20 protein-coding genes and 1 tRNA gene are annotated in these 24,948 nt (G+C 67.1%); 10 read left to right on the forward strand and 11 right to left on the reverse strand.

Going from position 1 to position 24,948, the window contains the following annotated elements:
- Positions 1-110: 110 nt before the first annotated feature.
- Both H7F38_RS16925 and H7F38_RS16930 read left to right on the forward strand, forming a co-directional pair.
- Positions 111-196: transfer RNA gene (locus H7F38_RS16925), tRNA-Leu, on the forward strand.
- Positions 197-714: 518 nt separating this feature from the next.
- Positions 715-1,062: a VOC family protein gene (locus H7F38_RS16930; RefSeq protein WP_187090928.1), complete on the forward strand. Its 348-nt coding sequence runs from the start codon at positions 715-717 to the stop codon at positions 1,060-1,062.
- A gap of 515 nt (positions 1,063-1,577) precedes the next feature.
- Here the strand turns inward: H7F38_RS16930 and H7F38_RS16935 are convergent.
- The 7 genes from H7F38_RS16935 to H7F38_RS16965 form a co-directional block, all read right to left on the reverse strand.
- Complete coding sequence (locus tag H7F38_RS16935; RefSeq protein ID WP_187090929.1) at positions 1,578-2,654, reverse strand: hypothetical protein; 1,077 nt, start codon at positions 2,652-2,654, stop codon at positions 1,578-1,580.
- A gap of 229 nt (positions 2,655-2,883) precedes the next feature.
- On the reverse strand, positions 2,884-4,131 hold the full coding sequence (locus H7F38_RS16940; RefSeq protein ID WP_222618136.1) for a S8 family serine peptidase: 1,248 nt from the start codon (positions 4,129-4,131) through the stop codon (positions 2,884-2,886).
- Between the two features lie 94 nt (positions 4,132-4,225).
- Positions 4,226-6,340: a hypothetical protein gene (locus H7F38_RS16945; protein WP_187090931.1), complete on the reverse strand. Its 2,115-nt coding sequence runs from the start codon at positions 6,338-6,340 to the stop codon at positions 4,226-4,228.
- 269 nt (positions 6,341-6,609) lie between these two features.
- A complete protein-coding gene (locus H7F38_RS16950) occupies positions 6,610-8,118 on the reverse strand; it encodes a flavin-containing monooxygenase (RefSeq protein WP_370531384.1) in 1,509 nt (502 codons plus the stop codon).
- A 124-nt stretch (positions 8,119-8,242) separates the two neighbouring features.
- Positions 8,243-9,073 (reverse strand): oxidoreductase, encoded by an 831-nt coding sequence (locus tag H7F38_RS16955; protein ID WP_187090933.1) that lies wholly within the window; start codon positions 9,071-9,073, stop codon positions 8,243-8,245.
- Positions 9,074-9,299: 226 nt separating this feature from the next.
- Positions 9,300-10,571, reverse strand: coding sequence for a cytochrome P450 (locus H7F38_RS16960; protein WP_187090934.1), 1,272 nt, complete (start codon positions 10,569-10,571; stop codon positions 9,300-9,302).
- Positions 10,572-10,601: 30 nt separating this feature from the next.
- Positions 10,602-11,471: an alpha/beta fold hydrolase gene (locus H7F38_RS16965; protein ID WP_187090935.1), complete on the reverse strand. Its 870-nt coding sequence runs from the start codon at positions 11,469-11,471 to the stop codon at positions 10,602-10,604.
- 132 nt (positions 11,472-11,603) lie between these two features.
- On the opposite strand from H7F38_RS16965, the gene H7F38_RS16970 reads away from it, so the two are divergent.
- On the forward strand, positions 11,604-13,001 hold the full coding sequence (locus tag H7F38_RS16970; RefSeq protein ID WP_187090936.1) for an IS1380 family transposase: 1,398 nt from the start codon (positions 11,604-11,606) through the stop codon (positions 12,999-13,001).
- 222 nt (positions 13,002-13,223) lie between these two features.
- A protein-coding gene (locus tag H7F38_RS26715; protein ID WP_370531262.1) for an IS5 family transposase occupies positions 13,224-14,220 on the forward strand; the annotation gives its coding sequence in 2 pieces (ribosomal slippage) (positions 13,224-13,625 and positions 13,627-14,220; 996 coding nt in all).
- A gap of 16 nt (positions 14,221-14,236) precedes the next feature.
- Here the strand turns inward: H7F38_RS26715 and H7F38_RS16985 are convergent.
- Entirely contained in the window at positions 14,237-16,639 is a 2,403-nt protein-coding gene (locus H7F38_RS16985) for a bifunctional diguanylate cyclase/phosphodiesterase (RefSeq protein ID WP_187090939.1), read from the reverse strand.
- Positions 16,640-16,841: 202 nt separating this feature from the next.
- Here H7F38_RS16985 and H7F38_RS16990 point away from each other — a divergent pair, with 202 nt between their 5' ends.
- The 3 genes from H7F38_RS16990 (at position 16,842) to H7F38_RS17000 (ending at position 21,606) form a co-directional block, all read left to right on the forward strand.
- On the forward strand, positions 16,842-18,002 hold the full coding sequence (locus tag H7F38_RS16990; RefSeq protein ID WP_222618137.1) for an ISAs1 family transposase: 1,161 nt from the start codon (positions 16,842-16,844) through the stop codon (positions 18,000-18,002).
- 476 nt (positions 18,003-18,478) lie between these two features.
- Entirely contained in the window at positions 18,479-19,216 is a 738-nt protein-coding gene (locus H7F38_RS16995; RefSeq protein WP_187090940.1) for a beta-phosphoglucomutase family hydrolase, read from the forward strand.
- A complete protein-coding gene (locus H7F38_RS17000; RefSeq protein ID WP_187090941.1) occupies positions 19,213-21,606 on the forward strand; it encodes a glycoside hydrolase family 65 protein in 2,394 nt (797 codons plus the stop codon). The genes H7F38_RS16995 and H7F38_RS17000 overlap by 4 nt, the downstream gene beginning before the upstream one ends.
- 144 nt (positions 21,607-21,750) lie before the next feature.
- On the opposite strand, the gene H7F38_RS17005 is transcribed toward H7F38_RS17000, so the two are convergent.
- The 3 genes from H7F38_RS17005 to H7F38_RS17015 all read right to left on the reverse strand — a co-directional run bounded on the left by H7F38_RS17005 (position 21,751) and on the right by H7F38_RS17015 (position 22,471).
- A complete protein-coding gene (locus H7F38_RS17005) occupies positions 21,751-22,029 on the reverse strand; it encodes a hypothetical protein (protein ID WP_187090942.1) in 279 nt (92 codons plus the stop codon).
- Positions 22,030-22,169: 140 nt separating this feature from the next.
- Positions 22,170-22,322 carry a hypothetical protein gene (locus H7F38_RS17010; protein ID WP_187090943.1) on the reverse strand — a complete coding sequence of 51 codons (153 nt, stop codon included), beginning with the start codon at positions 22,320-22,322 and terminating at the stop codon, positions 22,170-22,172.
- Complete coding sequence (locus tag H7F38_RS17015) at positions 22,319-22,471, reverse strand: hypothetical protein (RefSeq protein ID WP_187090944.1); 153 nt, start codon at positions 22,469-22,471, stop codon at positions 22,319-22,321. Before H7F38_RS17015 ends, H7F38_RS17010 begins: the two co-directional genes overlap by 4 nt.
- On the opposite strand from H7F38_RS17015, the gene H7F38_RS17020 reads away from it, so the two are divergent.
- From H7F38_RS17020 to H7F38_RS17030, 3 genes are all read left to right on the forward strand, one after another.
- Positions 22,470-22,712: a hypothetical protein gene (locus H7F38_RS17020; protein WP_187090945.1), complete on the forward strand. Its 243-nt coding sequence runs from the start codon at positions 22,470-22,472 to the stop codon at positions 22,710-22,712. The genes H7F38_RS17015 and H7F38_RS17020 overlap by 2 nt on opposite strands.
- Positions 22,713-22,750: 38 nt before the next feature.
- A complete protein-coding gene (locus H7F38_RS17025; protein ID WP_187090946.1) occupies positions 22,751-23,476 on the forward strand; it encodes a PIG-L deacetylase family protein in 726 nt (241 codons plus the stop codon).
- Positions 23,477-23,608: 132 nt separating this feature from the next.
- Positions 23,609-24,832: an MFS transporter gene (locus tag H7F38_RS17030; protein WP_187090947.1), complete on the forward strand. Its 1,224-nt coding sequence runs from the start codon at positions 23,609-23,611 to the stop codon at positions 24,830-24,832.
- Positions 24,833-24,948: the final 116 nt, after the last annotated feature.

Consider the following 24,948-nt stretch of genomic DNA (forward strand, 5'->3'; position numbering starts at 1 on the left):
GTGCACGGCGGCCGGACTCCAAAAGGTCACTGACCTGCAGGTTCTTCGGAACCGGGCCCGATCCAGTAATGTAAGCGACTGCACTGCGCAGCATCGCGCAGGGTAACCCGGTCCGGGTGGCGGAATGGCAGACGCGCTAGCTTGAGGTGCTAGTGCCCGCAAGGGCGTGGGGGTTCAAGTCCCCTCTCGGACACCAGCTTGACCTCTCGGGATACCGACGACCGGGACGGGAAACGTCCAGTCCTGCTCCACACGCCGGAGGCGCTGCTGGACGGCAGGGCTGGCCGTGCATCCGTGAACTTCATCATCGGGCTGCCGTTGTCGCAGACAGGGCGTCGGTCACCCTGGTTCAGCGTGTTGATCGTGGCCTTGGCCATTTTCTCTGCCGGTGGCGCATGTCCGCCGCACTGACTCGGTGATCTGCCACGGCGGCAGACCCCGGAGGTGCGCCCGACGGTGGTCCCGGCCAGCGGCGCGTCGGGGAATCGAACCGTCTCGAGTGACGCAACGACAGGATGCGCGCGGCAGGTTCCATGGCCGGCCGTGGGTAGAAACTCACGGCCCTCGAACAGGTATGAGGTGTCAGCCCCCTGGAACGGGTCGACTACCGACAATTTCAGGCGGAAATCCGACAAAAGCTGTCGATTGGATCGGTCTCCGTTCGTCTCCTCTCTGAGGAAGCCTCTCCTGGCTCCCCAACCTTTGGAGGTCGCGATGTCCCACCCGATCGTGCATGCCGAGATCCGATCCGCCGACCCCGACTCGACCCGAGCGTTCTTCGGTGAGCTGTTCGGATGGACCTACCCGCCCGGCGCGTTCGCCGGATACACCTACGTCGAAAGCGGCACACCGAACGCCCTGGCCGCTGGGATCGGTCCCCTGCAGGGCGGCAACCCGATGGTCACCTTCTTCGTCGGGGTCCAGGATCTCGACGCTGCGATCGCCGATGCTCTACGGCTCGGGGGCAGCCTCGTCCAGGAAGCTACCCGGGTCCCAGGCGTGGCGTTTGCTCTGATCGCCGACCCTGCGGGCCACGTGGTCGGGCTTTCCCAACAGCCGTAGATCGCTCCAACACCGTGGCCCCGAAGGGGCGTTGCCCGGAGCGCAAGGCGCAGCCAGGCACCCAGGCCGCGTCGGTACGGTCGGTGGAGGCGTGCACGGTCGCCTCCACCGACCGGTGGTAGACAGGGGTCATCATTTCAACTCGTGGACCAACCGCTGCAGGGTCTGCTTCCCGGGGGGTGGCTGACATCTGAACCGGCGGATCGGTACCTCGGCCCGCGCGGCAGCCCTTCGTTGCTCAATCGGGACCAACTGTCGCGGCGGCACCGATCCAGGTCGCACCAGGCATTGTCCGTCGCGTCCGTCGGTATCCCTGACGCGCTGTTCTATCTGCGGTCTGCAATCAACGGTCAACAGCCGATACCTGCCCGTCGAATTTCGCGTTCGGCGGCCCGTCCTCAACTTGGCCGGCCGGCGGTGAGGAAAATGGGCGCATGCAGGGTCGACGGTCGCCCCCGTCGGTCCGATTCCCGTTGCGGCAGACTGCGCCCGACCTCGGTCCTGCTCACCAAGGATCAGGGGTGGGACATCAAGGCCTTGATCAGAGTCGCCACGCCGCTGGAATCTGCGGCCTGCAGGCTGGAATTGTCGATGGCGGGTACACAGCCCGGCATGACCCTGACCCCGACCGACGGGCCCTGTCGGTAGTGGAAGACCAAGCGATAGAAGGGGTTGTCCGGAACTTTCGTGCCGGGCGGGGTCGGTGGGAATGCGCAGGACGAAGTCGATGCCCGGGTCGGAGGTTGATCCAGAGCGTTCACCAGACCGGTGAATCCGGTGGTCCGGTCGACGTGCGAACTGCTGCTGCCGATGTCGAGGCAGATTCTGACGCTGACGGCCCCGGCAGGCACCATCTGCACCTGCTGACCGAATCTTGCCTGGCCGGAACAGGATCCGCCGTCGGGCTTCGTCGGGGGCACCCAACGGCCGGCCCTCATCGCGGCGAGGAATCTCGCGCCGGTGGTCCAGGAAGAGATGATCGAACCGGCCGTCCCGATGCAGGCATTCGGATCGTCAGCCGCACCGAGCCATGAGGTGCGACCATCGGCGAAGCCCACCGCCACCAGGAAGTTCGTCTGCGTGCCGCCCACCGCCGAGCAGGAATGCTGCTCACCCGGCACTTCGGGCGGCAACCAGCGAAGCTCCTCGGCCATGGCGGCCAGATCGCCCCCCAGGTTCATCCGGCGGAGAAGCGGCAGGCCCGCGTCGGGATCCATGTTGGTCCCGACGTAGACGCACATCAGCGCCGACCGAACCGTTCCGTCCGGCAGCATCCGATGGGCCGTGATGGTGGACGGTGGCTTCGGGATCCCGTTGCTCGTCAACGACAGCTTTGCCGGGCAACGAGGCGTGGCAGGGGCGTTGGAGGACGTCAGGGGTCGTGGCGCGACTCCACCGGTCGTGGCCGGGGCTGATCCGCGCACTCCGCCGGATCCGGTGGAGATCACCGCGCCGCCGGAGGCCGTCGCGATCGGTGCCGTCCCCGAGGGGGCAGGACCCGGCCCGGCGGCCGGGGCTGCGCAGGCGACGAACAAGACGAACACGACAGCCAGCAGTCCTGCGGACGACACCGCACCACGAATCTTCCCCATCGCGACTTTCCCTTTCCTGGGTGTTTCTCCCCGTCCCAGACGCACGGTCCCCGGCTCAGGGTTGCACGAACCATCCGGGTGGCGTGTCCGAGGCGCGCGGACCCGACGAGGCACGATCCGGGAATCGACGCAGGGCCCCGGCAGAGGCAGACGTCACCGGACGCCGAGCCGCTGCCGAGAGCATCGAACGCATCGGACGCCGGTCGGCAACCGGTCCGGGCAAGCAGCGTCAGAGCGCCGATACGCCGTTCGGAGTGCCGAGTCCGGTCGGGCCGTCATAGCCCCTCAGCGCGTTGCAGAGGTAGTCCCCGCCACAGTCCTGGAGGTTGGAGTTGTTGCCGCCGACGACGTCCCGCAATTTGCTGCGGTGGGTGTAGAGGTACTGGGCGGTCGACAGGGAACCCGCATTGCCGGCCAGTGCGATCATGCCGGACAGGAGCGGTGCAGCCAGGCTGGTGCCACCGACGACGATCCAACCCGGGGCAAGGCCGAACTGGTCCAGTCCGTAGGTGTCGTAGACGGCCAGACCCGTGTCGGGGTCGGCCAGGGCCGAGACGTCGGCGATCGTGCGCATCAGGCAGTTCGGATCCTTCTGCCAGGCCGGTTTGGCGATCCAGGCCGAACAGCCGCTGCCCGCGCCGCTCCAGGCGGACTGCTTCCATCCCGTCGGCGTCCTGACCACCGTGGTCCCACCCACCGCAGTCGTATTGCCCAACGAAGCCGGGAACGCTGCGTCGGTGAAGCCCGTATCGCCGGAGGAAACCACCATCGCGACACCGGCATGTCTGTAGTACTTCTCGCCCAACGCGAGCACACCGTTGAATTCCGGCCCACCGTAGGAGTTGGACACGATCTTCGCGCCGAGTCCGACGGCCTTGTTGACCGCGGCACCGATGTCGTCGAACGACGAGCTGTCGGCTTCGACGAGCAGGATCTTGCACTTCGGGCACGTCGAGGAGACCGCCTGCAGGTCGAGGTCGATCTCGAGCCCCCAACCGGCGTCGGCCGTCGGCGGGGTCTTCCCCCCGCGCTGGTTCACCTTGCGGAAGCAGCCGTTGGCAGTCGTACACCCCGGCAGCTTGTAGACCGACCGAAACGTGGCGAGATCCTTTTCCGCATTGGGGTTGTCGTACGCGTCGACGATGGCGACGGTCTGCTCGCCCCCCTTGCTGAGGTCAAGGGAGTAGATGCCGGTGATCTCGGCCGGCCCGTACCCCGTCGTCGGGGGTGCGACGGTGTGAGGGGCCACGCGGGTTGCTCTGGCCGCCAGACCCGCGGCGTTCGACGGGGTGCCGGCCCGCAGCGCGGCAGACATGGACCGGAAGGTGGCCAGGCAGGTCACCCCTCCGGCCGACGCCGGGGCGCAGGCCCTGGTCGGGGCCGGCACGACATCCATGCCGGGCCCCGCTGCCCGAGCAGCTTGCACGGGAAGCAGCATGGCCCCACCGAGCACCAGGGACGTCATCGCGACACCCATTGCTCGCCAACGGTATTGCATTGTTCTGCGCATAGAGGACTCTTCTCCGTGACGGGCGGGCGGGGCGGTGGATTCCAGGACGGGGCGGTGGGTTTCAGGACGCGGCGACGGCGAAGGCCGCGGTAGCGGTCTGCACGATGACGCCCCCGGTTGAATCGGTAGCGGTGACGCGCAGGTCGAAGGAGGTCTGCGCGTCCACGGACGTGGTCCGGAGCGTGGCGCGATAGGAACCATTGCCGAGCGCGGTCGACGGCAGCGTGGTCCACAGCCCGCCGGGCCGGCGTAGTTGCACCGATCCGGAGGTGATCGCCGATGCCGGTGCGCCCTGGATGTGCGACACCGTCAGGTTGATCGACGAGGTGCCCACTGGGACGGCGCCGGTGAGGCTGGTCGGGAGCGTCACCGCGGTCTGCAGCAGCGGAAGCACCGTGCAGTCGACGCCGAGCGAGCAGGTCCATGTGGCCGGAAGCGCGCCACCCTGACCGGCGGCCGATCGGAAGGTGATGTCGGTGGTCGTCTTCAGCGACTGCAGCGCCAGGGACGGCCCGCGGTCGACCTCGCCCAGGACGCGGTAGGTCGCCGACGTGCCGGGCACCTTCACCGACGCGAACCCGGTGTTGGCGGCGTCGGAGATCAACGACCCGTTGCGATAGATCCGCAGCCTGGCCACCGGGGTGCCGTCGATGCTGCTGAAGGTTTCCCGGACGTGCCCGGGTGTGCTGTCGGTGGCCAGGGCCAACACGATCTGCATCTGGTTCGCGGTCCGGCATGTCGGGCAGTCGAAACCGAAAGACGCTGCATTGCCATTGGTCTCGAACGGGACATTCGGTAGTGCAGGGCCACGGCCCCAGTCGGCCGCATCAGTGGTGCCGGCCGGAGCCAGGCGCGGACCGTCGTCGATGGCACCTGCGAACGGATTGGTGAACGGGTCCGGCGAACCGAACATCGTGGTGAACCAGACGGCCCCTGGTGCGGCGTTGACGTAGCTGATGAGGTTGGACGGCAGGGGAACCGCCGTCGACCAGCCCCCGCTGAATGCTGAGTTAGGGAACATCGGGTACGTGATGATGCCACCCGCGCGGGGCGCGACGTCGACGTAGAAGCGGGATTTGAACGTCGCGACCTGAGGCGTGGTGATGCTGTAGTCCTGGTTCGCCGGAATTCCGGGGACGTCGGGGAAGTGCAGGAAATACGCATAGGGCGTACCGGAGAGCGGTGTGCCCGTGAGGTTCCATGACGCGCTGCTGGACAGCGTCCCGCTGGTCAGCGGCTTCGCCGGCGCAACGAGAATGGTGCCGGGGCCGAAAATGGTGTACCCGCCGGTGGTGCTGCCGGTGCCGGCGGCGTCCCGCCGGGTCAGGTCGAACTCCGCGCTCGACTGGACGGCGGATCGAGGCGTCCGGATGCTCAACGGGACGTTCGCCGTACGACCGTCGAGGGTCAGGACCTGATTCTGACCCGACACCAGGTAGTCGCTTTTCGTGACCACCCCGAAGCCGGTGATGTTGCCTGCGACGTCAAGGGTGCTGAACGCAGTGTCCAGTCCGTAGTGCCCGGTGGGCACGCTCAACCGGGCCTCGCCGTCGACGACCATCGCGAAGGAGAAGAACCTCGTGAAGTCGTCGGTGTTGAAGACGGTCGCGAATCCGGAGGCCAACGGCGCACCATGGTCGTCGAGCACCTTGATGATCAACGTCCGCATCGGGTAGTGCGGGCTGGCGACAGGCGGAGCGGACGTCTCGGCGCTGACTCTGGTGGCCCCGAAAAGGTTTGTCCGAGAGGGGAAGTGAGCCTTCGCGTCGGTGACGTACTGAGCGGCCAGGGCCGCACCGAACCGACGCGCCGAGGCGGGGGTGAGGTAGCCGGAAGCGGCACCGGCCGTTGTCGAGGTGATCGTGACACCGGGTACGGTCGGGGCGCTCGGCCCGGCGTAGGTGATGCGGATCGGAATTCGTGCGCCGGCCGGCGTGCTCACGTCGAACAGTGCCGGATCCAGGAATCGACCGAGGTAGGGCCGCGCGGCATTGGGGATGACGTAGGTGTGGGTCGGTGTCGAAATGGTCTGGAATGCCGCCCCGACGCCGTTGCGGGCTGCCGGCAGTCCCTGCAATGTCGTGCGGCCCCGGGAGTCACGCCGTACCCGGATGCTGTCCCCCGTGATCAGCGTGACGCCCCGGTCGGTCGGAGCGAGGGGGACGAGCGTCGACAAACCTGTGCCCGCAACGGACGTCGCCGCCCGGCCGACGCTACCCGATGCCTCCCCTGGAACCGTCCACCCGACGAGAACAGCAACCGCACACGCAAACGCCAGTACTCGACGCATCAACTACCCCCGGTTCGATGAAGGACCTCATCGTGTACCCGAACCTGTGAGTACGCCAGCAACTACACCCGTTCAGACCAGATTCGGCCTGATCGTCGGCGGCAAACGTGTTGTGGTGACTGAATTACCAGGCGGACCTTGGTGGAGGTAGTACGTCAGGAAGGGTCGGTCCGCTCGCCGGCAGCCGCCAGAGCCGTGGCGGGCCGGCCACGGGAGAAGAGCATGCCTTCGTCCTGCAAACGGCCCCGACGTATCAGCACCACGTCGCGCAGGTAGTTCTGGTACAGCCGCCACGGGGCCCGCCGTCCCTGTCGGGGCAACTGATCGAGGGCACGTTGGACGTAGCCGGCCTGGAAGTCCATGAACGGCTGGTCGGCCGGCTCGTCGGTCGGCGGTTGCGGGGTGGCCCGGTCGTAGCCGTGGCGGTCCAGATACTTGATCAGGCGGGTGACGTATCGACTGACCAGGTCGGCCTTGAGGGTCCAGGAGCTGTTGGTGTACCCGACGACGAGGTTGAAGTTGGGCACCCCGCACAACATCATGCCCTTGTAGGCGACGGTCCGGCCGAGGTCGATGGGCTTGCCGTCCAGGCTCAACTTCATCCCGCCGATCGGCAGCATCGTCAATCCGGTCGCGGTGATGACGATGTCGGCGGCCAACTCTCGGCCCGACCGCAGGCGGATGCCATGCGGGGTGAAGGTTTCGATCTGATCGGTCACCACGTCGGCGTGACCCGAGGAGAGCGCCTGGAACAGGTCGCCGTCCGGCACCAGACACAATCGCTGGTCCCACGGGTCGTACGGCGGGCTGAAATTGGCGTCGACGTCGTATCCGTTAGGGAGCGCCTGCTGCAGACCTTTTCGGATGAGCGCCTTCATCGCCGCCGGGCGGCGACGGGCAAACTGGTAGGACGCGACCCCGGCCAGGATGCTCTTCCATCGAAGGACGGAATGGGCAACGCGCGCAGGTACGACGCGTGGCAGCTTCTCGCCCAGCGGATCGACGGCCGGCTGGGACACGATGTAGCCGGGCGTGCGTTGCAGCATGGTGACGTGCTCGGCGAGCTGGGCCAGACTGGGGACGAGCGTGACGGCGGTGGCCCCGCTGCCCACGACCACCACCCGGCGTCCGCTCCAGTCCAGATCGGCCGGCCACTGCTGCGGGTGGACGAACGTTCCGCGGAAGTTCTGCTCACCCGGCAGTTCGGGTCGGTGACCGGCGGAATAGTCGTAGTACCCCGAGCACACCGACAACCAGTTGCAGGTGAACCTCACGGTCGCGCCGGTGTCGACCAGCTCCACGCTCACGGTCCACCGGGCGTCCTCGCCTTCCCAGTCCGCGGAGAGCACCCGATGACCGAAGCGCACCGACCGGTCCACCCCCAGCTCGCGAGCGGTGTCCTGCACGTACTGCCGGATCGAGGCACCGTCGGCGATCGAGCGCGAACCGGTCCAGGGACGGAACGAGTACCCGAGGGTGAACATCGACGAATCGGAGCGCACGCCCGGATATCGGAACAGGTCCCAGGTGCCGCCGATCACCTGGCGGGCCTCCAGGATCGCGAAGGTCTTCCCGGGGCACTCCTGCTTCAACAGACACGCAGCCCCGATGCCGGACAGGCCGGCGCCGACGATCAGGACGTCCACGTGGGTCGCATCGGGTATTTCGGAATCGGACGTGCGATCGATCATGGTCTGGCTCCCAACGAAAGTGATCCTTGCATCATGTGCCCGGCCGCCCGCGGAACGCGGGGTCGATCGGCGATGAACGACGACCGGGATGGCGCATCTACTCTCCGAACCCGGTGCCGACGGTCAGGTGTTCCCAGGCGTCCACCTCTGCACTCAAACCGTTGGCCACGGCACGGAAGCCGTCGAGCGAGTCCTGCCCGAGGAGCAGCATGAACGGTGAATCCGCGGCCTCCACAGCCGCGATCATCGCCTGCGCGGCCCTGACCGGATCACCGGGTTGGGTGCCGTGCACCCGGTCGTTCTCCTTGCGGCGCGGGCCGGCGGTCTCGGCATAGTCGGCGATGCTGCCGGGCGACTGCTGGAGGGAGCGGCCCGCGAAATCGGTCCGGAAGCCGCCGGGTTCCACCACCATCACCTTGATCCCGAGGGGCGTGACCTCCTTCAGCAGGGACGCCGACACCGCCTCCAGGGCCGCCTTGCTGGCGGCGTAGTAGCCGGATCCGGGCGGTGCGACCCTGGCGCCGATCGAGGAGATGTTGACGATCGCGCCCGCACGTCGGCCGCGCATCCCCGGCAGGACGGCCTTGGTCATGGAGATCGCACCGAACAGGTTGGTGTCGAACAGGTGTCGGACCTCGGAGTCGTCACCCTCCTCCACTGCGGCGCGGTACCCGTAGCCGGCGTTGTTCACCAGGACGTCCACCGATCCGAAACGCTCGTGCGCCGCTTCGACGGCGCGGGTGACCTGCGCCGGATCGGTGACGTCCAGCTCCACCGCGTACGCCGTATCCGGGTGGGACTCCTGCAGGTCCTCGACATTCGCGACGTCGCGGGCGGTGACCACCGCGTTGTCGCCGTGGTCGAGTACCGCTTCGGCCAGCGCGCGACCGAGCCCGGTCGAGCATCCGGTGATCAGCCAGGTAGACATGTGAGCCTCTCCTTCGGTGGATGTGGTGCCTGAGATGGATCCGTCGAAACTTGTGGGGCCGTCAGTTCGGGCACCTGGAGGTCCCACAGCGAGCTACCTGGCTGCTCAGCAGGGAGGCAGCCCGGCCGGGAGGCCGGGAGGCCGGGAGGCCGGGAGGCCGGGAGGCCGGGAGGCCGGGAGGCCGGGAGGCCGGGAGGCCGGGAGGCCGGGAGGCCGGGAGAGAATCCTAGACGGCTACGGGCAGGCGGCGCGGACCGCGCAGGATGGTGCCCGGACGCATGATGACCGGCCCGGCCGACCGGAGGTTCGGGAATCGGACGGCCAGTGCCCGGAACGCTGCGGTCAACTCCATCCTGGCCAGGGCCGCTCCCAGGCAGTAGTGGATCCCACCGGAGAAGGCCAGATGATCCGCAGCATTGCTCCGCGTGATGTCGAACCGGTCCGGATCGGCGAACACAGCTGGATCACGGTTCGCCGCCGCCAGCATGAGCAACACCCACTGGCCCCGTGGGACCGGCACCCCGGCCAGCTCCACCGGACCGGTTGCCGTCAGCAGGACCCGCGCCGTCTGCTGCACCGGCGGGTCGAACCGAAGCACTTCCTCGGCGACTGCGGACGCACGGGAAGGGTCTGCCACCAACAGCTCCCACTGCTCACGATCGGCCAGCAGTGCACGAACCCCGTTGCCGATCGCGTTCACGGTCGTCTCGAAACCGGCCAACAGCAGAAGGCCGACCAGGGACGACAATTCCGCAGTGGTGATCTGCTCACCCTGCTGGGCCAGCAAGGCGGACGTCAGATCGTCACCTGGTCGTTCGGCGGCCCGGACCAGCAGTGCAGCGAAGCTCGCCCGCATCTCCCGATCGGCCAGGAACAACTCGACCGCGTGCCGCAGCGAATGCACCCCGTCCAGGGCTGACGCGACCGTTGCGCCGACCCGGCGAAGTCGGTCGGGTTCGTCGGCGAGGCCGAGCATCTCGGTGATCACCGCGATCGGCAGCGGCGAGGCGAACGCCGACACCAGATCGAAACTGTCCCGACCGACGACCTGGTCCAGCAACCGGTCGATGGAGGCCTCGACGAGCTTCTCGTAGCCCGTCATCCGGCGAGGGGTGAAAGCCGGAGCCGCGAGCCGCCGGAGGCGTTGGTGATCAGGCGGATTGAGAGCCAGCAGGGACAGGTCCAGCATGTCCTCGCCGGGCCGCGGCGCAGACGGGTCGGTCACCCCGAAGGAGCGACTGCGCAGCACCTGCTGGCACACCTCGTAGCTGGTGGTGCTCAGATTGCCCAACCGGGTCGGGAGCACCGGCCCCTGCCGGCGCATCCGTTCGTAGATGGCGTGCGGATCGGCCTGCCCCATGGCCAGGTGAAGTTGGCTGAGCGGATCACCTCTCAGCAATCCATGGTAGAGATTCTGGGCCCGGTTCTGGTAGATGGCGACGGCGAAACGGCCGACTCCGGCCACCTGACGGGTTACCTGCTGCACACTCACGGCCATCTCTCGAGTATGCCCCTGACGCCCGGCGGGTCAGATCCGGTCGGCCACCCGGAGGATCGCCGCCGCGAACTGTGCCGCCGCCTCCAGCGGCGTGAAATGACCGACCCCGTCCACCTCCTCGAGCGTGACGTCACCGAAGAACTCCGGGAGCCGGTCGGACCACTCCCGTGGAAACAACGGGTCGTGCTCCGGCCACAGCACGTGCGTCGGCGTTCTGATGCGGTCACCCGGGTCGGGTGCCGATTCGGCGAGGGACACCGCCACGGCCCCGGCGCCGGCCCGGTACCAGGCGATGGACGCGGTGAACGCACCCGGCGGGCCGTAGACGGAGACGAGGTGGTCCAGGTCGCTCTCGGAGAGGGTGAACCCCGGCCCAGACCAGTGATCCCAGAAGTGCCGGAGGTAGGTGCGGACAGCTTCCGGGTGCCCGTCCATCAACTGCTGCGCCAGCGGAAGTCGATGCAGGGACTGGTACCAGAACTCGGCTTGCGTCCGGGCCGCCAGCACGCGGCCAGCGATCCCCGGCAGCGGAGGCGAGACCATCAGCGCCCCCACGAGTCCAGGGCTCCGCCGTGCGATGGCCTGCGCCACGCGGCTCCCGATGTCGTAACCGGCGACGACGGGGCGCTCGAGCCCGAGTTCGTCGATCAGGGCGACGATGCTGCGGGCCTGGGCCGCCGCGCTGTACTGCTCGGCCGGTTCGGCGCGGTGCTTGTCGGAAGCGCCGAAACCCCGGAGATCGGGCACCACCACGTCGAACCGGTCGGACAGCAGCGGTACGACGTGTCGGTAGTCGCGCCGGTCGCCCGGCCATCCGTGCAGCAGCAGCACCGCCCGCGATCCGCTGCCGTGCCGGTCGTAGGCCAGTTGGAACCCGTCGGTTCCCGAGGTGGTCAGCATCCGACGGACTCTAGCCTCGCGCTTTCACGCGGATAGCTGACGGGGCGTTTCGGAGTGAGGGAAAGGTGCCCCGACCTGCGATAATGAGGGTCTCTAAGGTCCACATCGTCAGCAAACTGGAGCACCTTTCTAGTGTCGAAGCGTACTGGTTTCTATCCGCCGTTGACAGTGGACACGGCCGGGAAGCGGGTGGTGTCCCACGCCGGTGCTGTGCTGCTGGTGGCCACCGCCGGGAAGGTCGGGTTGGACCGGGCTTTGTCTGCGGCGTTGGCGCCGTGGCGCAAGCAGTGGGCGGTGCTGGATCCGGGGAAGATCCTGCTGGACCTGGCGATCAGCGTCGCCATCGGCGGGGACTGCCTGGCCGACATCTCGGCGTTGCGGTCTGAGCCGGCGGTGTTTGGGCGGGTCGCCTCCGACCCGACCGTGTCCCGGCTGGTCGACGCGTTGGCCGCGACCCCGCAGGCCGCTTTGGCGGCGATCAACCAGGCCAGAGCAACTGTCAGACAGCGGGTGTGGAAGATGGCCGGGAAGGACGCCCCCGACTTCGAGATATCCCGGGACCGGCCGTTGATCATCGACCTGGACGCCACCTTGATCACCTCCCACTCGGAGAAGGAACTGGCGGCGCCGACCTACAAGAAGGGCTTCGGGTTCCACCCGCTCGGGTCGTGGGTGGACCACGGCCCCGACGGCACCGGTGAGCCACTGTCGATGATGCTGCGCCCCGGAAGGGCCGGATCCAACACCGCCGCCGACCACATCGCGGTCACCAAGGATGCGTTGCGGCAGTTGCCCTTCAACCGCCGCGGTGGCCGGATTGGGCGCAGGGTGCTGGTCCGCGCCGACAGTGGCGGCGGCACCCACGAATACCTGAAGTGGCTGGCCGGGCAGGGCCTGTCGTATTCGGTGGGGTTCGGGCTGACGCAGGACATCGTCGACAAGATCAACCTGATCCCCGACCAAGGGTGGACCCCGGCCTACGACGGCGATGGGAAGGTCCGCGACGGGGCGTGGGTCACCGAACTCACCGGCCTGCTGGACCTGTCCACGTGGCCGGCAGGGATGCGGGTGATCGTCCGGGCCGAACGTCCGCACCCCGGGGCGCAGCTGCGGTTCACCGACTCAGGCGGCAACCGGCTGACCGCGTTCGTCACCAACACTGTTGGTGGGCAGCTGGCGGACCTGGAGTTGCGGCACCGGCACCGGGCCCGCTGCGAGGACCGGATCCGCAACGCGAAAGACACCGGGCTGCGGAACCTGCCCTTGACTGCGTTTGCGCAAAATCAGATCTGGGTCGCCGTCGTCCAGCTCGCTACGGAGCTGACCGCGTGGCTGCAGATGCTGGCGCTGACCGGCACCGGCGCCCGCCGGTGGGAACCGAAACGGCTGCGGTTGCAGCTGTTCTCCGTGGCGGCGACCATCGCCCGGCGGAGCCGCCGGGTCTGGTTGCACCTGTCCGGTCACGCAACCCACCGGCACCTGTTCACCACCGCCCTGGACCGGCTGACCCAGCTGCCGGCGCCGACCTGACCTGCAACAACCCACCCGGCCAGCAAGAAGACAAACCCCCCGGAACGTGGAATCCGGCACCCACCCAGGTGACCCACCGGGGCTTCGACGAACCCGCAGACATGCCCGTCGGTGCGAAACACCAGATCTATCGCGCCGAGGAAAGGCCGGGCGTCTCACGAAAGATTGAGGCTAGGGCGTGTCCCGCGGATCTTGGAGGTCGGTTCCGACAGACTCTGATTTGTGCAGAATCGTCATGATTTGTCGGATGAGCAGTGGGCCCGGTTGGAGCCTTTGCTACCGGATCGGACCCCGATTCGGGGTGGTCGGTGGGTCGATCACCGCAGGGTCGTCGACGGGGTGCTGTGGCGGACCAGGTCCGGTTCGGCGTGGCGGGATCTCCCGGAGTGTTACGGCAATTGGAAGACGGTGTACAACCGGCATCGTTGCTGGTCAGGGGACGGTACCTGGCAGCGGGTGCTGTCGATGCTGCGGGCGGACTGCGATCACGGCGATGTCGGTGAGTGGGCGTTGGGGGTGGATGCGACGGTGATCCGGGCGCATCACCACGCGGCAGGTGCCCGGCACGAACCGCCGAAGGACATCCCCGCCGCCGTCCTTGCCAGCGTCGTGTTGGAGGCTCCGATCAAGGCCCTCAAAGACACAGGGGGCACTATCGAACTACAAGAATTCTGCGGATCGGCCGCCGCCGGTCGTTGATCGGGAGGGTTTGGGGCGTAGCCGCGGCGGGGTGACGACGAAGATCCACATGGCGGCTGATTCGAAGTGTCGGCCGGTGGGGCGGGTCATCTCGGCTGGTCAGCGGCATGACGCGTTGGCGTTCACCGCGGTGCTGGCCGATATTCGGATCGTGCGCGGCCGTGATGGGCGGCCTAGGACCCGACCGGATCGGGTGTTGGCGGACAAGGCGTATTCCAGCGGCAGAATCCGTAAGTCGTTGCGGGGTAGGGGTATCAAGGCGACCATCCCGGAGCCGGTGAACCAGATCAACGGTCGCCTGTCCAAGGGTTCCCGTGGTGGTCGGCCACCCAAATTCGACAAGGAAATCTACAAGGACCGCAACACCGTGGAGCGGACGTTCAACCGGCTACGCGGCTACCGCGCGGTCGCCACCCGGTATGACAAACGGGAGTTCGTCTACCGAGGCACCGTCGACGTCGCCAGCATCGGAATCTGGCTCAGGCATCTAACGGAGAACGATCCACGGGACACGCCCTAGTCAGCTGCCGGAGCCGTCAGGCCTTCAGTCGCGCGCCGGCTCCCCGATGATCCTTTTCCGCCGGGCCGGTGACGGATCTCGTGATCATCGTCATCGCCTCCCACGCGCTGACCGGTGGTGACATGAAGAAGCCCTGGGCCTCGTCGCAGCCCAATCGACCCAGCGTGTCCCACTGATGGGCCACCTCGACACCCTCGGCGATCGTGACGAGGCGGAGGTCCTCCGCGAGACGAAGAATGGTCTCGACGAATGCAATTCCCTCTCCAGCGGGATCGTGCAGTGGATCGATGAACGATTTGTCGATCTTCAGGATGTCGACGGGGAACTGCCGCAGGTAGCTCAGGGAGGAATATCCGGTGCCGAAATCGTCCACCGCAATGCGGATCCCGAGCCCCCGCAGTCCCTGCAACGTCGTGATGGTGCGACCCGGATCGACCATGAGGACCGTCTCGGTGATCTCCAGGACCAGGGCAGAGCAGTCAAGGCCAACGCGCCCGGAGATGGCCCGGACATCGGCGAGGAACTTCGGGCTCTGCATCTGTCGACCGGAGACGTTGACCGACAGGCTGATCGATCGATCCCCGACGGTCGGCCAGGCCGCGGCCTCGGAGCAGGCCTTCTCCAGGATCCAGCGCCCCAACGGCACCATGAAGCCCGTTTCCTCGGCCAGCGTGATGAACCGGTCGGGCGCGATCACTCCGAGAACGGGGTGCCGCCAGCGCACCAGTGCCTCGAAGCCCACCAGACGCGAGTCCGACAACGAGAACTGCGGCTGGTACTCGAGAAAGAAATCACCGTTGCTCAACGAGCCGGGGAACGAGTTGATCAGGGTGCGACGGTCGGTGGCCCGATTCCGCAGCAATTGCTCGAACACCACTAGGGTGTCCTTCCCACTTGCCTTGGCCTCCCGGAGGGCGGCCTCGGCCTCCGTCAGCAGGCGGTCCGTGCTGGAATGGAGGGAGGAGACGGCCACTCCGACACTGACCGAGACCTCGATCTGTTGGCCGCTGACGGTCATCGGCAGACGGATCAGGGCGACGACGCGCTCGGCCAGGGCAGCGGCTCCGTCGCGCCCGTCGGCCGCCTCCAGCAGGATCGCGAATTCGTCGCCCCCGAGGCGGGCGACCGTGCCGCGGCCCTGCACCATCGTCGTCAGCCGGCGGCCCACCAGCACCAGCAGCTGATCGCCGAAGTCATGCCCGAAGGCGTCGTTGATCGCCGTGAAATCGTCCAGGCCGCACACGCAGAGGGCGACGGTGGTGGGCATCCGGCGGACGGCCAGCGAATGATCGATCCGGTCATGCAGCAGGACCCGGTTGGGCAGACCGGTGAGGCTGTCGTGCAGCGACCGGTACATCATCTCCGATTCCATCCGGCTCTCCTTGGACAGTGCCGCCCTCAGCGAGCCGGCGCTCTGCTCCAGCTCCAGCGTCTTGTTCCGCAACCGGCCGAACAACCAGAACATCCGGAGCATCACCAACGAGAACAGTGCGATCGACAGACCCGCGAGCAGCGGCACATCCCTGGAATTCCCGCGAAGGCCGGTGATCAACAGGATCACCGGGACGACGAGTCCGGCCGTGGTGACCGGCACCACCCACCTCAGGCCCAGTACCGGGTCGGATCGCCTGGCGGGCAGGGCATGCGCCATGCTCGGGTGAGCGGCTGCCGCACCGAGAACGACGTACTGGAGGAGGTAGGCCGCATCGGCGGGTCCTCCGACGGCGTAGGTGCCATCGAGGTTCATCAGGTCGTAGAGGAAGTCGCCGACCAGCATGGCCGCAACGGAAATGATCAACAGTTGGTCGGCCACCCGCCAGTTCGCAGCCGCCATCACCGTGCCGGTCAGCACGAACAGCACACCGAGGTCCATCAGGGGGTAGGCGGTCAGGACGGCCCGGCCGATCGGGTGGAGCCTTGGATCCTGGAGGTAGTCGTCGATCAGGAACCGCGAGCACACGGCGAATGCCCCGAGGCTGACCATTGCCGCGTCTGCGCAGCGTTCCCGGCCGCCGGCGGCGCCGCCGCGATGCCCGACCCGGAACACTCCCCAGAACAACACAGGATAGGCCGCCAGGTACAGCGCGTCCGCGAGCGAGGGGATGCCAGGACTGATGTGCCGCACCACGTCGTCGAAGTCCAGAACACCGTCACCCAGGACGAAGAGGGCACCGGCCACGGCGATCAGGGACCAGCCGAGAGAATCTGCGGGTCGATATCTGACGTTCGACACGACGATGCAGGCCACCGAGGCGACGCCGACCAGGAGGTAGATCGAATACTTCGCAGGATGCCCGGGCGCCAGATAGTAGGCGGTGATCAGCGCCGCGCCGACGACCAGCACGGCCCGGCAGGCTGCGGCCGGATCACCGTGCTCGGCCGGCGGAGATGGCCGGCGAGGGAAGGGTGAGCGCGTCATCCCACCGATCATGACCAGGACCTCACTTCGCCAGTAGTGGTCGGTACTGACCCAGGGCCCCGGCAAAGTCGGGTTGACAATTCTTGAGCTGCGGCGATGGGTTGCGACATGCCGGGAGGGGCGGTTTGCGGGTGGGCGTGGCCCACGGTGATGATCATGAAGGTTCTTGAGGCCACTCACTCACAGCCAAGGACCACGCCCGATGTCATCATCACCCAGGTATACCGTCGTTGACCAATTCGACGAAGATGAGTTCCCCGACATCCCCACGGCGCCGGCGGCGTTGCTCCGAGCCCTGCGATCGGTTCCCGACCCCCGCAGCGCGCGCGGCCGCCGGCACGGCTTGTCCACCATTTTGGCGGTGGCCGCGTGCGCGGTGATCGCCGGTGCCCGCTCCTTCGTCGCCATCGCCGAATGGGCCGCCGACACCGCACCAGCAGTATTGGCCAAACTTGGCGTATCCAGTGAGAGACCCTGCGAGTCGACGATCCGGCGAACCCTGAACAGGATCAACGCCGACGGTTTGGATGTCATCGTCGGGACCTGGGCCGCTGTGGTCGCCACCGCGTCGAAAACATTTCAAGTGATCGCAGTCGACGGCAAATCGGTCCGGGGATCCGCCGTGGCCGGCGGCCGGTGCCGACATCTGCTCTCAGCGCTCACTCACACCGCAGGCCTGGTCCTGGGGCAGTTGGACGTCGATGTCAAAACCAACGAGATCCCCATGTTCGCCGAGCTTTTAGACAACATCGAGTTGCTCGGTGCGTTGGTCACCGCCGATGCGATGCACTGCCAGAAAATCCATGCCAAGTATCTCGTGGAGCAACGCGGAGCGCATTACCTGCTCACCGTGAAAGGTAACCAACCGACGCTGCGGCGGCGACTGGCCCAACTCCCATGGAACGACGTCGACGTCACCGACACCCAGAAGGACCGCGGACACGGACGGATCGAGAAACGAACCCTCAAAGTCGTCACCATCGCCGCGGGAATTCTGTTTCCGCACGCCGCCCAGGCGATTCAGGTGAGCAGAAAAGTCCGGTCGATCCGATCCAAGAAGTGGCATACCGAGACCGTCTACGCGGTCACCGACCTGCACCCGACCCAGGCGTCCGCCGCGCAGCTGGGCACCTGGCTCCGAGGACACTGGTCGATTGAAAACCGTTTGCACTGGGTCCGGGACGTCACCTTCGGTGAAGACCTGTCCCAGGCCCGCACCGGCAACGGACCCCAGGTCATGGCCACACTACGAAACCTGGCCATCGGACTTCTTCGACTGGACGGAGCCCGCAACATCGCAGAAGCCGTCCGACATCACGCCCGAGACCCCCACCGACCACTCAAACTCGTGCTGACCAGCTAAAACAGCCCGACATGAGCGATCTGCGACTTTGCCGGGGCCCTGGGTACTGACCCCAGCTAAGCACCACATGATCACGCGTCCGGACTTCGACGACGAATATCGACCGACTAGCGGGCATTTCACTCTTCTGTACGGATTCAGCTGCGCTCGGTAGCCCGATCAGACCAGGATCGCGATGGGGACGCGCTCCGTGCTCGGCCGAAAGATGTGCCTGGGAAACGGTTGTCGACGCCACGATGACGAAGCGCGACGGTACGCCGTCAGGTCCGATGGCAGTACGGTGTCAGGTCTCATCGTCGACGAGACCACACCGGTCCTCCACGCAGGCCGGTGGTCCGGCGGTTCGGGCCCTGCGCATTGGATGGCCGGGGTGCTCGGGCCGGGCGTGCCGCGGACACAGCCGAACAATAGGTACCGTCCTCTAGCGGCCCGCGACCGATCAGCGGACCCCATACACGCCTGGAGAGGTGGAGCGCGTGCTCGGACTACCCGCGGCGATCACGGTGTGCCTGTTCGATCTCGACGGTGTCCTGACCGACACGGCCTCGGTGCACAGTGCTGCCTGGAAGCAGACCTTCGATGAATTCCTGGAGGCCCGAGACGGTTCCGGTTTCCGGCCTTTCACCCAGGACGACTACGAGGCCCACGTCGACGGCGAGCCGAGGGCCGATGGCGTGCGGGACTTCCTCGCCTCCCGCGGCATCCATCTCGCGGTCGGCCACCCGGACGACCCACCCGACGCGCAGACCGTCAACGGCGTCGGCAACCGGAAGAACGCACTGCTGATGAAGAAGATCCACACCGATGGCGTGCGGGTCTTCGACGGCTCGCGTCGCTACCTGGAGGCCGCCCGCGACGCTGGTCTGCGCCGGTTCGTGGTCTCCTCCAGTGCCAACACCTCCGATGTGCTGGGGGTGACCGGGCTGGACCGGCTCGTCGAGGGCCAGATCGATGGAAACACTGTGCGGGAGAAGAACATGAAGGGCAAGCCCGCACCGGATTCCTTCCTCGCCGGTGCCGCTCTGGCCGGCGTCGAACCGGCGGCCGCCGTGGTGTTCGAGGACGCGGTGGCCGGCGTCCAGGCCGGGCACGCGGGGCATTTCGGATATGTCGTCGGGGTCAACCGTCTCGGCGATCAGCACGCTGCGGACCTGCGGCAGCACGGCGCCACCATGGTCGTCGACGACCTCGCCCAACTGCTGGCGGGATCATGATCGATATCGACCGGTACCCGGTGGAGCCCTGGCAGTTGCGGGAGATCGGCGTCGACCGGGACATGCTCGGCCAGTCCGAATCCCTGTTCGCCCTCTCCAACGGGCACATCGGCATCCGGGGAAATCTCGACGAGGGTGACCCGGTCGAACTTCCCGGCACCTACCTGAATTCCTTCTACGAGTCGCGTCCGCTGCCCTACGCCGAGGCGGGCTACGGCTACCCGGAGTCCGGGCAGACCATCGTCAACGTGACCAATGGCAAGCTGATCCGGTTGTTGGTCGATGACGAGCCGTTCGATCTTCGCTACGGCGAGATCGTGCATCACGAAAGAACTCTGGATTTGCGCGCCGGCCTGTTGCATCGCTCCGTGGAATGGATCTCGCCCAGCGGGCGGACCATCCGCGTGCGCTCGAGCCGGATGGTGTCCCTGACGCAGCGGGCCATCGTGGCCATCCACTACGAGGTGGAGGCCGTGGAAGCAACCCGCGTGGTGATCCAGTCCGAATTGGTCGCCAACGAGGAGTTGCCCGGCCTGGCCGGAGATCCACGGGTGGCCGCCCTGCTGAACAAGCCCCTGGAGTTCGAGGAACATCGTGGGGTGAATCTGCGGGCGCTGCTGTCCCACCGCACCAGGGCCAGCAAGCTGAGGGTGGCGGCGGCGATGGACCACCTGATCGATGCTCCCGATGGGTTCGCCACCGAACTCGTTGTCGACCGCGACTGGGCCCGGGTCACCGTCGGGACGGCCCTGGAGCCGGGTCAGAAGATCACGCTGACCAAGTACGTCGCCTACGGCTGGTCCGGCGAACGGTCGCTTCCCGCCCTGCGGGACCAGGTCGAGGCGGCCCTGACGGCCGTCGTGCACACCGGCTGGGACGAGCTCGTCCGGGAGCAGCGCGGGGTCCTGGACGAATTCTGGCTCGGGGCGGACGTCGAGGTCGACGGTGATCCTGCCATCCAGCAGGCCGTCCGGTTCGCCCTGTTCCACGTGTACCAGGCGGCAGCCCGCGCGGAAGGGCGGGCGATCGCCGCCAAGGGTCTCACCGGACCGGGCTATGACGGACATGCCTTCTGGGACACCGAGAGTTTCGTTCTCCCGGTGCTGACGGCGACCGCTCCGAAAGCGGCTGCTGACGCGCTGCGGTGGCGGCTGTCCACCATCGACCTCGCCCTGGAGCGGGCAAGGACCCTGCGTCTGGAGGGCGCCGCATTTGCCTGGCGGACGATCCGCGGTGAGGAATGCTCCGGATACTGGCCGGCCGGGACGGCGGCCATGCACATCAACGCCGACATCGCCGCGGCGGCGATACGGCAGGTGCGATGGACCGGCGACACGAAGTTCGAGCGGGAGATCGCGCTGCCGCTGCTCATCCAGACTGCCCGGCTGTGGCTGTCCCTGGGGTACCACGGGCACGACGGCCGTTTCCACATCGACGGGGTGACCGGCCCCGACGAATACAGCGCCGACGTCGACGACAACACGTACACCAACCTGATGGCCAAGGCGAACCTGATGTGTGCAGCGGAGGTGGCCCTGCGTCATGCACGGGACGCGGACGCGCTCGGCGTGACGGACACCGAACGCGGGCAGTGGGAGGCGGCAGCGGAGGTGATGGCGGTCTCGTACGACCATCGACGCGGTATTCCGGCGCAGGACCGCAACTTCAACCAGCACGACGAGTTCCCGTTCCAGGTGGCCTTCGACAACGACCAGTACCCACTGCTGCTGCACGTCCCCTATTTCGGGCTCTACCGTCGTCAGGTGGTGAAGCAGGCCGATCTGGTGCTGGCCCTGCACTGGTGCGGCAACCATTTCAGTGCCGAGGAGAAGGCGCGTGCCTTCTCCTACTACGAGACGTTGACGGTGCGGGACTCGTCACTCTCGGCATGCACCCAGGCCATCGTGGCCGCGGAGGTCGGGCAATTGGGACTGGCTCACGACTACCTGCGCGAGGCCGCGCTGATGGATCTCCACAACCTGGAGAACAACACCCGCGACGGCCTGCACATCGCCTCGTTGGCCGGCGCCTGGTTGGCCTTGGTGGCCGGCTTCGGTGGCATGCGTGATCACGGAGGTCAGCTGTCGTTCAGTCCTCAGCTCCCCGACGGCATGACGAGGTTGGCCTTCTTCGTGCGCTGGCAGGACGTCCGTCTCCGGGTGGAGGTCCGTCCGGAGCAGGTGGAGTACTCCATCACCGACGGCCCGGACGGGCACGTGACGCTGCAGCACTACGGCGAATCGTTCACCGTGCACGTCGGCGCGGTGGTGACGCTGCCGGTGAAGCGGGTCGCGCCGTTGACCGGACCACCTCGTCAGCCGGTCGGCCGGGAGCCGCAGCGCATCGGCGACCACTCCCCCGGCAAGGCGGTTCCCGGGTCACTCTCGTAGTTGGCCCACGGCCCGATGCGGGGCTCGCTCGATCTGGATCTTGCTCGATCCGGGCCCCGCTCGATCCGGGCCCCGCTCGATCCGGGCACCGCCCGATCCGGGCCCCGCCCGATCCGGCCCGGGGTCGCCGGGCCGGAGCGACCGTCAGGCGTGGTCGCGATAGGTGTCGGCGGTGCCGACCACACCCCGGGGCCCGAACTCGTCGAGATAGGCCTGCAGAGCCGCGGACAGCCGGGTCGCGGCCTCCGGCCGGTCTGGTGCGCGGAGCCCGCCCAACACTTCGGCGAGTTCGGTGTGCAATCCGCCGAGGCCCCAGCTCGCGGCCAGGTCGGTGAGCTTGCCGACGGCACGGCTGGAGTTGAGATCCAGCAGCTTGTTCAGGTTCTCGACATCCGTGGCCGTCATTTCCGGCTCGTCACTCATGTGTCCATCCTCCATCGATCATGCGGATGCATCGGCCGGCCGGCGGGAGCCGGCGTCGGTGCACGGTGGGTGAATCCCACCCGCGGCAGAAAAGTTCCCCGCTGCGGGCGAGATGAACATCCCCGTCGTGACCGCCTGGATCAGACCAGGACACCTTGCTCGCCGGCGAACGTGATCAGGTCGTTGCGCTCGCTGTCGGACGTGGCGTGCGCGATCGCATGGTGGATGGACCTGCGGTAGGCGTCGCGACGCGCGCGCCCGCGCCGTACGACCGCCAGGAGCCGGAGGGTCATCGCGCGAGCAGGTTCATCGAACGCTGGCTGATGACGATCAGTTCGTCGCGCATGGCGGGCGATCCGACACTGGCGAGCAGTCGTTGCCACTCGCGGGCATTGCGGGCCTCGATACGGCGGTGCTTCATGGTGGTGAGAATGCGTGACATGGCGGTCAATCCTTCTGCGGTGACGTGCGGTGGTGCGCTTGCCCTCTTTGGAACACCTGCGCTGCTGCCGACCCGGGCCGGGAGGCCACGGATCTTTTCCTACTTCTCCAGGTTCGTTGATCAGCGGGGCCAGGATGGCGATTCGGGAGGCATTTGTCCGGTGATCATGCTCACTCACGCCTTATTCGTCAGGCAGATTGCTTATCTGAACCGCGATCATCCGGCGGGAGGGCACGGTTGACGTGGTCATTCGCCGCTGCCAGATAATCTGGCCGAACCATGAGCCTGATCGTGTTTTCGCCACACCTGGACGACGGGGTGCTGTCCGCCTCTGCGCAACTGGTGCGCGCCGGCGCCACCCTCCTCACCGTGTTCGGCGGTGTCCCGCCGGGCGACACCCCGAGGGGACGGTGGGATCGACTCACCGGGGCCGGCAGCTGCGCGCAGCGTCAGGTGGAGCGGCTCGCCGAGAACCATGTTGCTGCCGATATTCTCGGGTGCTCCGTGGAAACCTGGGACGAGTTGGAGGCCCAGTACCGTCGCCGGCCGATCGACGGTCCGGATCTGGTCCGGCGGATCCGTTCCGCGATCGGCGCCGTCGATGAGATCTGGGTACCGGTGGCGATCGGAAGCCACCCCCACCACGTCGCCGTGCGCGACCTGGTCCTAACCGCCACGGAGGATTCAGAACTTCGACGCAGGGTGCGATTCCACTCCGACCTGCCCTACTCCCTGCACCACGGATGGCCGACCTGGGTCGCCGGCACCCGGCCCGATCCGTATCTGGACGTCGACGGCTGGATGCGGGAGGAACTCGTGACGGCCGGGCTCGACCCGGAGGCACTCGTCGCCCGTGTCCATGTCCTGGATGCCGACCTGCGCCGCCTCAAGGAACGGGCATCCCTGGCCTACCGGTCGCAGATGCCCGCGCTCGGTCTGGACCCACGAGACCGGCGTCGGTGGGAGGCTTTTCTGGGCTACGAGGTGTCCTGGGTCGCAGCCTGATCCTGGACCTGCCCCACGGCTGCCACGACATCGAAGGAGGTTCCGCACCATCCGTGGTCCGAACTGGAGATGTCAGGATGTCGGCATGCCATTCGCTTCGCTCGATCGCAGGTGCGCGGGCGGGGCGAGCTGATGGAAGCCGTGCCCGCTCCAGCGCCTCGCGCGTCCTTCGTCCGGTTCTGGGTGGCTGCGACGGTCAGTTCCTTTGGTTCGGCCGTGACAGCAGTGGCAATGCCGGTGCTGGTGGTCCAGTTGCTCGGCGCGACACCACTGGAGGTCGGTGTGGTGAACGCTGCCCAGTTTGTGCCGTATGCGCTCCTCGGGCTATTTGCCGGCGCGTATACCGATCGGTGGCGGCGTAAACCCTTGTTGGTGTGGGCCGGTGTCGGACGGGCACTGTCGCTGGGCGCCATACCGATCTTGTGGGGAATGGGGTTGCTGCGAATCTGGATGCTGGTCATCGTCCTGTTGTCATTCGGCGCATTTTCCGTTTTCGGGTTCGCCGCGATGCAGTCGCTGCTTCCTCGCCTGGTGCCTCGGACGAGACTGGTGACGGCCAATGCGCGGCTCGACCAGACGGATGCCGCCGCGCAGACCCTCGGACCAGCGATCGGCGGCGGGCTGGTCGGGCTCCTGGGAGCACCGGTGGCGGTTGCCATCGACGCGATCAGCTACCTCCTGGACGCAGCGATGTGCGCGAGCATTCGGGTTGACGAACCCCGACCTGCTGCCCGGAACCGCAATCTTCGCGCCGAGATCCGTGAAGGTCTGCAGTGGACGTATCGTCATCGCACGTTGGGTCCATTGGCGGCGTCGACGCACATCTGGTTCCTGGCCAACGGTGCCGCGATGACAGTGCTCTCCCTCCTTGCGCTGCGATCCCTCGGGTTCACCGCCTTCACGTTCGGACTGCTGCTGGCGGTCTTCGGCATCGCCGGCCTGTTCGGGGCGTCGATCGCGCCGCGGGTCGGCGTCCGGCTCGGATCGGGACGTGTGGTCATCGTCGCGCGCCTGGCGTACCCGATCGTCTGGCTTCTCGTGGCCATCGCTCCCGCCACCGTTGTCGGTGAGGTCCTGCTGTTCGTTGCACTTTCTCTGCAGGGTATTGCGGCCGGCGTGGAGAACTCGAACGAGATGGGCTACTGGCAGGCACGCACACCTGACGAACTGCTCGGTCGGGTGAACGCCACCCGACGCGCGGCCAATCGAACGGCGGGCGCGCTCGGAGCGCTCCTTGCCGGCCTCTTCGTCGGCCTGATCGGTGATCAGGCAACGCTCGTCGGCGTGACCATCGTTTTCGCTCTCGCCGCGCTCATCGCGGCGCGATCACCGCTGAAGGAAAGGGCTCAACAATGATCGACCCGCGACCTCCGGGATTGGGACGCTCCGCACCAGGCCGAGGAATGCGCGTCAGGCGATGGTTGAAGGGTCGATGCCGCCGGATTGCACTGGCGCGCCGGTGAGGTCATCGA

This window comes from Nakamurella sp. PAMC28650 (assembly GCF_014303395.1).
In the GTDB taxonomy this organism is placed as follows: Bacteria; Actinomycetota; Actinomycetes; order Mycobacteriales; family Nakamurellaceae; genus Nakamurella.

Excerpts from the sequence above, each read along its gene's own strand:
- H7F38_RS16930 (WP_187090928.1), top strand. The coding sequence starts at position 715 with ATGTCCCACCCGATCGTGCATGCCGAGATCCGATCCGCCGACCCCGAC.
- H7F38_RS17010 (WP_187090943.1), bottom strand. The coding sequence starts at position 22,322 with ATGACCCTCCGGCTCCTGGCGGTCGTACGGCGCGGGCGCGCGCGTCGC.
- H7F38_RS17015 (WP_187090944.1), bottom strand. The coding sequence starts at position 22,471 with ATGTCACGCATTCTCACCACCATGAAGCACCGCCGTATCGAGGCCCGC.
- H7F38_RS16935 (WP_187090929.1), bottom strand. The coding sequence starts at position 2,654 with ATGGGGAAGATTCGTGGTGCGGTGTCGTCCGCAGGACTGCTGGCTGTC.
- H7F38_RS17005 (WP_187090942.1), bottom strand. The coding sequence starts at position 22,029 with ATGAGTGACGAGCCGGAAATGACGGCCACGGATGTCGAGAACCTGAAC.
- H7F38_RS16985 (WP_187090939.1), bottom strand. The coding sequence starts at position 16,639 with ATGACGCGCTCACCCTTCCCTCGCCGGCCATCTCCGCCGGCCGAGCAC.
- H7F38_RS17000 (WP_187090941.1), top strand. The coding sequence starts at position 19,213 with ATGATCGATATCGACCGGTACCCGGTGGAGCCCTGGCAGTTGCGGGAG.
- H7F38_RS16965 (WP_187090935.1), bottom strand. The coding sequence starts at position 11,471 with ATGCTGACCACCTCGGGAACCGACGGGTTCCAACTGGCCTACGACCGG.
- H7F38_RS16955 (WP_187090933.1), bottom strand. The coding sequence starts at position 9,073 with ATGTCTACCTGGCTGATCACCGGATGCTCGACCGGGCTCGGTCGCGCG.
- H7F38_RS16940 (WP_222618136.1), bottom strand. The coding sequence starts at position 4,131 with ATGGGTGTCGCGATGACGTCCCTGGTGCTCGGTGGGGCCATGCTGCTT.
- H7F38_RS16990 (WP_222618137.1), top strand. The coding sequence starts at position 16,842 with ATGTCATCATCACCCAGGTATACCGTCGTTGACCAATTCGACGAAGAT.
- H7F38_RS17030 (WP_187090947.1), top strand. The coding sequence starts at position 23,609 with ATGGAAGCCGTGCCCGCTCCAGCGCCTCGCGCGTCCTTCGTCCGGTTC.
- H7F38_RS17025 (WP_187090946.1), top strand. The coding sequence starts at position 22,751 with ATGAGCCTGATCGTGTTTTCGCCACACCTGGACGACGGGGTGCTGTCC.
- H7F38_RS17020 (WP_187090945.1), top strand. The coding sequence starts at position 22,470 with ATGGCGGTCAATCCTTCTGCGGTGACGTGCGGTGGTGCGCTTGCCCTC.
- H7F38_RS16960 (WP_187090934.1), bottom strand. The coding sequence starts at position 10,571 with ATGGCCGTGAGTGTGCAGCAGGTAACCCGTCAGGTGGCCGGAGTCGGC.